The following is a 7,311-nucleotide window of genomic DNA, read 5'->3' on the forward strand; positions in this document are numbered from 1 at the left end:
CATTAAAACAAAAGCTTTATTCTTTACCGTATAACTCTTTCTTGATTTGTGTCGTAGAAATACCTTCCGTACGTTTTAAATAAATGACTTCACACTGTTCTTTCAAGAAATCAAATTCACCTTCCCAATCGTGCCCCATCACGAATGTATCTACTTCATATCGATCAACGTCTTTTTGTTTTTGGCCCCAATCATTTTCAGGGATTACTAAATCTACATAACGAATTGATTCTAACATCATCTTTCTTTGTTCATAGCTATAGTAAGATTTTTTATTCTTAATTTTATTAAACTCATCACTAGACAATGCCACAATAAGATAATCTCCCATTTCTCTTGCACGTCTTAATAATTCAATATGTCCATAATGTAATAAATCATAAGTTCCATAAGTAATTACTCTCTTCATACTGTCCACTCTTTCATTCGTTTTTCTTTATTTATGATGAAACACATACTCTACTATGTATTTTGCAAACAATTATGCATTTATTTCGAAAATACGTTCATACATACATTTACTCATTAGTATAAACTTAATATATTTAATAGAGTTTAATGAATCTTTACAAAAGTATAACACTTGCATTGAATTTTTACATTTACCACGATAAAAAAGTGCCTTTTGAGTACTAAAAAACTTCTCAAAAGGCACTAAAACAACTATTTAATTTCTTCATAAATTCTTTTTCTATTATTTTTGTCAGTATAAGCAAAAAAACGCTTTATCCGTTCATAGTATTTGCTATCCAATTTAAATTGATTTTGACGAATTGACTCAACAACTTTTATCAAGTCCTGTTCATTGCGTGCTACTGGACCAAAACCATCCGACTCATATTTAAAGTAGCCCGGACTATAAATCGCATATTTATATATATCATCTAAATCAAACTGATAATATACAACAGGTTTATTTAAATAGGCAACATCAAATGCAACAGAAGAGACATCAGTAATGAGTAAAGCACTGCTACTGATCACTTCTTTATAATTCGTATAATCAGTAATTTTAATATGCTTTAATCCTTTATAATATTGAATAAATCTTTCACTCATTCTAGGGTGCAAGTGAAACTGAATCTCTACATTGCTTTTTTGAACCCACTCTTTAATTTTATTGTCACTTAAAAAGCTATACGTTCTTTTATAAAATTCACTTTCCAAAAATTGTTCATCTGTTCCAAGCAGTAGCTGTGGTCTCCATGTTGGCATAAATGTGATAATGCATTTTTTAATATCTTTATTTTTTAGCAAATCAAATCTTGCCAACCCAGTAATTTTCACTTCTTTATTTAAGAACCCATATTTATCTATGATATCAACCGCTTCTCTTTGAGCACTAGTTATAAAATAATCGATTGGTTTATTATATTTATGAAGCAACTTACTAACATTATTCTGCGTAACTCCATGCTGTAAAAACACAAAATCAAAATCAATTAGCTCCCGAACATATCTACCATTTACTACTCCAAATGGATTAAATAAATAAGGTTCAGTGTGAGAAGTAATCATTTTTTCCGCTTGAAAAGTCAACAAGTGATGCTTTTTACTATTAAATGGAACGACTGACCTTCCATAGCTTTTTTTCAAACGTTTATAATCTGCATTGTTTTTTTCAATTAAATAATAAGGTGTTATTTCTTTTTTTTGTTTGTAAATGAAATCAAAAAAAGCTTCTGCATTATCTTCTGCTTGATTCAGGCGATCAGTAAATAGCCAAATCCGTTTTTTATTTTTTGATTTAGCTTTCAGACCTATTATTTTATAAATACCAGATTTTCGAGTTTTGTTTTTCAGTAGTAAACCAATTATATTCTTTATAGTCAGCACTTTTTTTATCTTAGTTATTACAAATTTTTTATTTTCAAATAATCTAATAGTATGGTTTCCAAAATGCTTAAATGGTACTTTTGTGTTACTAAAATTAGTTTTTAAAGTTTTTCCTACGTTTTCAATTTCAACAATCTCTTTATCATTAACTAGATAAGCTAAAGTAAATTCAGGACTAAACTTTTTAACCGGCAATTCAAATCTGTAAAAAGAGGTATGGCTAACTTTCTCTCCTAAAAAATAATGCTCAGAGAGGACAGTAGCCTTGTCTGCTTTAATAATTTTATGAGATCCAATTTGAATAATTGGTTCAACTTTGATTTCATCAGTAACCATTGGTAGCGAAAATGAAAGTTTTAAAATGCCTTTCTTTAAATACATTGACTCATTTTTCAAATACATATTCTCAATAGATTTCAGAAATATATTATTGAAGTAAATATTGTGTCTATTATCCTCAACTCGAATTTCTAATTTACCGTTCTTATATCTGTTATGTAAAATAGCATTCTGATAAATGACATTCATTACTTTGAGACTTGGAGTAAATAATACATCATCTTCTATCACTTTTAATAAGTTTAAAATTTTATCAGTATATTGCTTCAGTTGTTCTTCAGTTAACTTATTTAGAGTTACATCTGAGTATTTGAACCTATACTGTAAGTCATATAATAAAACAGCTTGAATATATTTAGGAACGTACCCTAAACTATTTCGACTATCATCTATTAAATATTGATGATAGTTCTCTAACGTAGGTACATAAAATGTATCTTTATAATGAGCAGTATCAATAGCTGATGATTCATCTGCTCTTTTTCTATAAAAATAACATCCGTTAATATAGCTTAATTTCCCTAATTTATATTTTTTCTTCAAAACATCGTATACAAACTTAGCATCTTCAGCGTACTTTAAATTAGAATCAAATTTGATTTTACCAATCGCTGATTTTCTAAAAAAAGATGAAGAAGCATGCATTTGAATGTTATCGTAATCTTTAAGCAAATTGACTAGAACATCCTTTTCTTTTTCAAATTTATAATTCAAAGGATGTTCACCAACGACACTATCAAAGAATCTTAATCTGGAACTAACAATATCAGTTTCTGTATGTTCTTCTAAAAAGTTATATGCTGACTCAAAAGTTTCTAATCCCCATTTATCATCAGAGTCTATAAAGTTAATATACTTACCTTCGGCGCTTTCAAGCCCTGTATTTCTCGCTATTGAAACACCTTCATTTTTTTTATTAATATATTTTATGTTTTCAGGATACAAATCTGCATTTCTTTGTAAGATATCATGCGTGCCGTCTGTAGATCCATCATTCACTAAAATAATTTGAATATCTTTAAAATCCATACTTTGGTTATAAATACTATCCAATGTTTCTTGAATATATTCTTCTGTATTATATACAGGAATAACAACGCTTACTTTAAATGGGTAATGCTTGTTTTCCTTGTTGTAAACCTTACGTTTCATCTTCTTTTTAAAATTTAAAAATTTCAAGATAAACTCCTCCATTTTGTTGATTCATGATTGTTTTAAACTTGGTTTTTTAAAATTCTTTTTATTTTGGTGATGATCCTAAATATTAAAGATACACTTTTAGCATTGTAGATGTTATTGTTGGATTTAATTTTCAACAGAAAACCTGACAAAATAAAAAATATCGGTAACTTTATTGAATACTTATTGAACGTAATGTCATTTTTCATTTTTCTTCCCAATAAATACTTTTCTTTAGTACATACAATATCTGCTGTCACTTTCTTTATAAAAATCTTACTTTCTCCAGGTATCCCAACAGCTTCATTAGAAAAAGTGAATTGTAATGTTCCGTTTTTAAAATTGTAACCCTGAATCAGTACTTTAATTTGTTTGTGAAGTAAAGATAAATCCATTTTCATGTCTTTCAATTGGTACATGTAAATTTTACAGTAAAGCGGGCATTCTAATTGGTCTATTGTTTTAGTACTTATATTTTTAAACAGTTGTTTTGAAAGATGCATAAATGTCTCTGTAATAAATGACTTATGCTCGATTATGTACTTCTGATTATACTCTGCAAGATATCCTAAATAGTGTCTTGCGATTAAGTATTGAATATAAGGAAGAACCTCACTATATAATTTCTTTGATAGGTCAATTAATGGAAAATATGCATTTTTCAAATGTGCTGTATATCTGCTTTCTTCGCCCCATGCAGCATGGCTTAATGAATTTGTGTTATTGCGATCATAATAATAATAAGCACCATTAACCAGTCCATACTTCAGATTTTCTAGTAATATCGTATTGATTAATAAAGCGTCCTCCCAAAAGGTCAGGCTTTCTTGGAACCTATGGTGTAGTGAGTTAAACACTTCACTTCGAAACACAGTTCCTCCCATATGGTACTGAATAGATGTTGAATGTTGTCTGATATCTACATAACCTGATGTATTTTGAAATTTGAAATTCAAAGATTGTGGGGATAATTGATTATTTTTATTTAGTATAATCGGAGCTACTGATAACTTTAATTCTGGATATTGCTCAAAAATTTCCAGGTGTGCTTCAATATAATTTTCGCTAATAGTATCAGAGTCATCTATAAATGCAGTAAATAAAGAAGCTTTATCCAATGCATTTAAGCCGGCATTACGTGCCGCACTAACACCTTTATTTTCTTGGTTTATAACTTTTATTCTTTGATCATCGTATCTTTCTAAAATTCTTTTAGTGTTGTCTGTACTTCCATCATTTATCACAATAATTTCTATCTCTTGAGACGTCCTATTGTTTAAGATACTCTCAATCGTCTTACTGATTGTCTTTTCTGCATTATAAGCAGGCAGTATAAAGCTAAACATTTGTTCACCAACGCTTTCAATTCTATGATGTATTTCTTTGTGGTTTGCATTTGCCTTATAATCAATATACTACATAACGTTTTTAAACAAAAGTAAATGTTGCTCAATCTTTATTTTAAATTTTAATACTTCACAACACATATTATGAGTGTATTTATTGCCAATCTATATTTGTGCAATAAACAAATAACGACGCACTTGCTTACACAAATGCGCCGTTATTTTTATCTATATTCACTTTCAACTGATTCTACAACTTGTTCATAACTCATACCAGTAGAGATGTTGACACTTGCTAGAAAGCTGCCTTCTACAATAGGTGCTTCTACTTTCTCTACTCTATATTGTCCATCGTACATTTCAATAGCCATATCTAAGTTCATTTCTGCTGAACCTAAATCATAGAAACAAATCGCATCGTCTTTTAAACCTTCAATTGCTTGTTGGATAGGTTCAAAGGATGTTCCAATAGTACCGTCACTGCCGCCGACTGGAATCACTTGCACGCCTTCAGCCATTTGGCTAATAAGTTTTTTGATGCCGTTTGCGATTTCTTCACTATGACTGACTACAATAATCGCTGTCATTGATTTACTCATCTCCTATCAATGCGTTTAAGATATAAACACTACTTTGTGCACCTGGATCTGTGTGACCTCTTGACTCTTCTTTGAAGTAAGCTGCACGTCCTTTTGTCGCAACTAAATCTTCTGTATTATCTGCGAGTGTTTGAAGGTATGCGATATCAACAGTCTCTCCATTTTCTACCGCTTCTCTCGCTCTTTCAATCACGTCGTACATTGTTTTTTCATCTAGTTCAACTTTACCGCGTTGATGTACCGCTTGTGAAAATGCCTCTAACAATTGAGGTAAGTTGTCTTCTGTAATCTCATCTTCCGCAACTTGTGCCATTTTGACAAAACTGAAACCGTATAATGGACCTGAAGCACCACCAACTTTAGACATTAAAGTCATTCCCGTTGTTTTCAAAACATCTTGGACTGTGTCCGCATTTTCTAATGCTTGTGGTAAGGCATTAAAGCCTCTGACCATGTTGACACCATGGTCACCATCACCAATGGCACGATCAAGTTCTGTTAATGTATCTTCACGTTCTTGAAAAATTTCTTGTAAATGAATTAAACGTTGTTTTAATGTTTCTGCATTCATAGTTCATTTCCTCCTTGTGCGTTATCCGAAATAACGGCTTGTTGTCGGTGCGTTTAATGCGTTCAAACGGTCCTCAGTACTTTCTAATAATGTTAATGAGAAACCTTGCATATCTAACGATGTCATATAATCACCGACAAACCAGTCTTTGACTGAAACATTTTCTGCTTCAAGTGCTGCTTGGATATACTTCACTGCGATATTTAATTCTGAAAGCGGTGTGCCGCCCATGCCGTTTACCATCACTATGACTTCTTTCGCTTGGACTTCTTCGTTCAAAGCTTGAACTAATTCAGTCGCAATATCTTGGATAGGTTTAACCGCTTCTCTCTTCAATCCACGTTCCCCATGAATACCGATACCGATTTCCATATCTCCAGATTCTAAATCAAAGCCATACTTACCAGTGGATGGTACAAATGGCGGTGTGAGTGCCATGCCTATTGTACGCATATCAGCTAATAATGCTTCGGTTTGTTCTACAATCGTTTCTAGCGATTCACCTTGTTCAGCAAGGTAACCTGCAAACTTATGCACAAAAACTGTGCCTGCTACACCACGGCGCATCTCTTTATCTTCTACCGCAATATCATCTCTGACAATCACTTTACCGACTTTGATACCTTCCATTTCAGCCATTTCTTGCGCCATTTCAAAGTTCATAACATCTCCGGCATAATTTTTGATAATCAATAAGACACCGTCACCATTATCAACAGCTTTAATCGCTTCTAAAATTTTATCCGGTGTCGGTGATGTAAAGATTTCACCGCATACTGCCGCATCTAACATTCCCTGTGCAACATAGCCTGCATGTGCAGGTTCATGTCCGCTTCCTCCGCCAGAAACTAACGCAACACCTTGTTGCTTTTTCTCTTTTCTAACAACAACCGTCTCAGAAATGACAGTTTGCTCGGGATTTGAAAGTGCTAAACCCTCTAACATATCTGAAAGTATTGTAGTTTTATCTTGAATTAATTTTTTCATATGTGCACAACCCCTTTTTGTGTTCAATCATCAATTCATATTTTAGATACACCTCTATTATATAGTCTGACTAATGATTATTCATGTGATAAGAGGTTAGATTCTACAATCATTCAATTAAAAAATATGTTATATTACAATTAAGAAAAGCAATATAAATCACATACAAAGAAGGTGTGTCTACTATGAATCTTTCTTTTGCTAAGCGTGTTGCCGATATTGTCACGATTGTCAGCTTTATTGCTTTATTAATTTTATTGTCCATTAACTTCTACTTTAATATGCAAACAAATGGTTTTTCAGCAGGATTTAAAATTGAAAGCACTACTAACATTATTTTTGTATCACTGTTATTTGCTACTTGTTTAATCAGCGATATCATCAGTACCGTTTTAAAACGAAAACTTAAATACAAACATTAATCGAGTAGGAGAGTAATCATTAATTGACCACT

General features: G+C 31.7%; 7 protein-coding genes. 1 reads left to right on the forward strand and 6 read right to left on the reverse strand.

Annotation, left to right across the window (positions count from 1 at the left end; translation table 11 throughout):
* Window positions 1-16: 16 nt before the first annotated feature.
* From tagD to dhaK, 6 genes are all read right to left on the reverse strand, one after another.
* Window positions 17-409, reverse strand: a complete 393-nt coding sequence (gene tagD, locus HMPREF3270_RS05850; protein WP_002479946.1) for a glycerol-3-phosphate cytidylyltransferase — start codon at window positions 407-409, stop codon at window positions 17-19.
* Window positions 410-663: 254 nt separating this feature from the next.
* Window positions 664-3,354, reverse strand: coding sequence for a bifunctional glycosyltransferase/CDP-glycerol:glycerophosphate glycerophosphotransferase (locus HMPREF3270_RS05855; protein WP_070848856.1), 2,691 nt, complete (start codon window positions 3,352-3,354; stop codon window positions 664-666).
* Between the two features lie 35 nt (window positions 3,355-3,389).
* Window positions 3,390-4,700, reverse strand: a complete 1,311-nt coding sequence (locus tag HMPREF3270_RS05860; protein WP_070848854.1) for a glycosyltransferase family 2 protein — start codon at window positions 4,698-4,700, stop codon at window positions 3,390-3,392.
* A gap of 224 nt (window positions 4,701-4,924) precedes the next feature.
* The gene (gene dhaM / locus HMPREF3270_RS05865) at window positions 4,925-5,287 is read right to left on the reverse strand and encodes a dihydroxyacetone kinase phosphoryl donor subunit DhaM (protein WP_002479950.1); all 363 of its coding nucleotides are present in this window, start codon (window positions 5,285-5,287) and stop codon (window positions 4,925-4,927) included.
* A gap of 4 nt (window positions 5,288-5,291) precedes the next feature.
* Window positions 5,292-5,870, reverse strand: a complete 579-nt coding sequence (dhaL, locus tag HMPREF3270_RS05870; protein ID WP_057510060.1) for a dihydroxyacetone kinase subunit DhaL — start codon at window positions 5,868-5,870, stop codon at window positions 5,292-5,294.
* A gap of 21 nt (window positions 5,871-5,891) precedes the next feature.
* Window positions 5,892-6,857 carry a dihydroxyacetone kinase subunit DhaK gene (dhaK, locus tag HMPREF3270_RS05875; RefSeq protein WP_070626814.1) on the reverse strand — a complete coding sequence of 322 codons (966 nt, stop codon included), beginning with the start codon at window positions 6,855-6,857 and terminating at the stop codon, window positions 5,892-5,894.
* 185 nt (window positions 6,858-7,042) lie between these two features.
* Here dhaK and HMPREF3270_RS05880 point away from each other — a divergent pair, with 185 nt between their 5' ends.
* Window positions 7,043-7,279, forward strand: coding sequence for a hypothetical protein (locus HMPREF3270_RS05880; protein ID WP_070848851.1), 237 nt, complete (start codon window positions 7,043-7,045; stop codon window positions 7,277-7,279).
* Window positions 7,280-7,311: the final 32 nt, after the last annotated feature.

Origin of the sequence: Staphylococcus sp. HMSC65H10 (assembly GCF_001839185.1) — a bacterium.
GTDB classification, from domain to species: Bacteria; Bacillota; Bacilli; order Staphylococcales; family Staphylococcaceae; genus Staphylococcus; species Staphylococcus simulans.

What these genes read in the sequence shown, in the direction of transcription:
- tagD (WP_002479946.1), bottom strand. Translation starts at nt 409, where the DNA reads ATGAAGAGAGTAATTACTTATGGAACTTATGATTTATTACATTATGGA.
- HMPREF3270_RS05860 (WP_070848854.1), bottom strand. Translation starts at nt 4,700, where the DNA reads ATGTTTAGCTTTATACTGCCTGCTTATAATGCAGAAAAGACAATCAGT.
- dhaM (WP_002479950.1), bottom strand. Translation starts at nt 5,287, where the DNA reads ATGACAGCGATTATTGTAGTCAGTCATAGTGAAGAAATCGCAAACGGC.
- dhaL (WP_057510060.1), bottom strand. Translation starts at nt 5,870, where the DNA reads ATGAATGCAGAAACATTAAAACAACGTTTAATTCATTTACAAGAAATT.
- dhaK (WP_070626814.1), bottom strand. Translation starts at nt 6,857, where the DNA reads ATGAAAAAATTAATTCAAGATAAAACTACAATACTTTCAGATATGTTA.
- HMPREF3270_RS05880 (WP_070848851.1), top strand. Translation starts at nt 7,043, where the DNA reads ATGAATCTTTCTTTTGCTAAGCGTGTTGCCGATATTGTCACGATTGTC.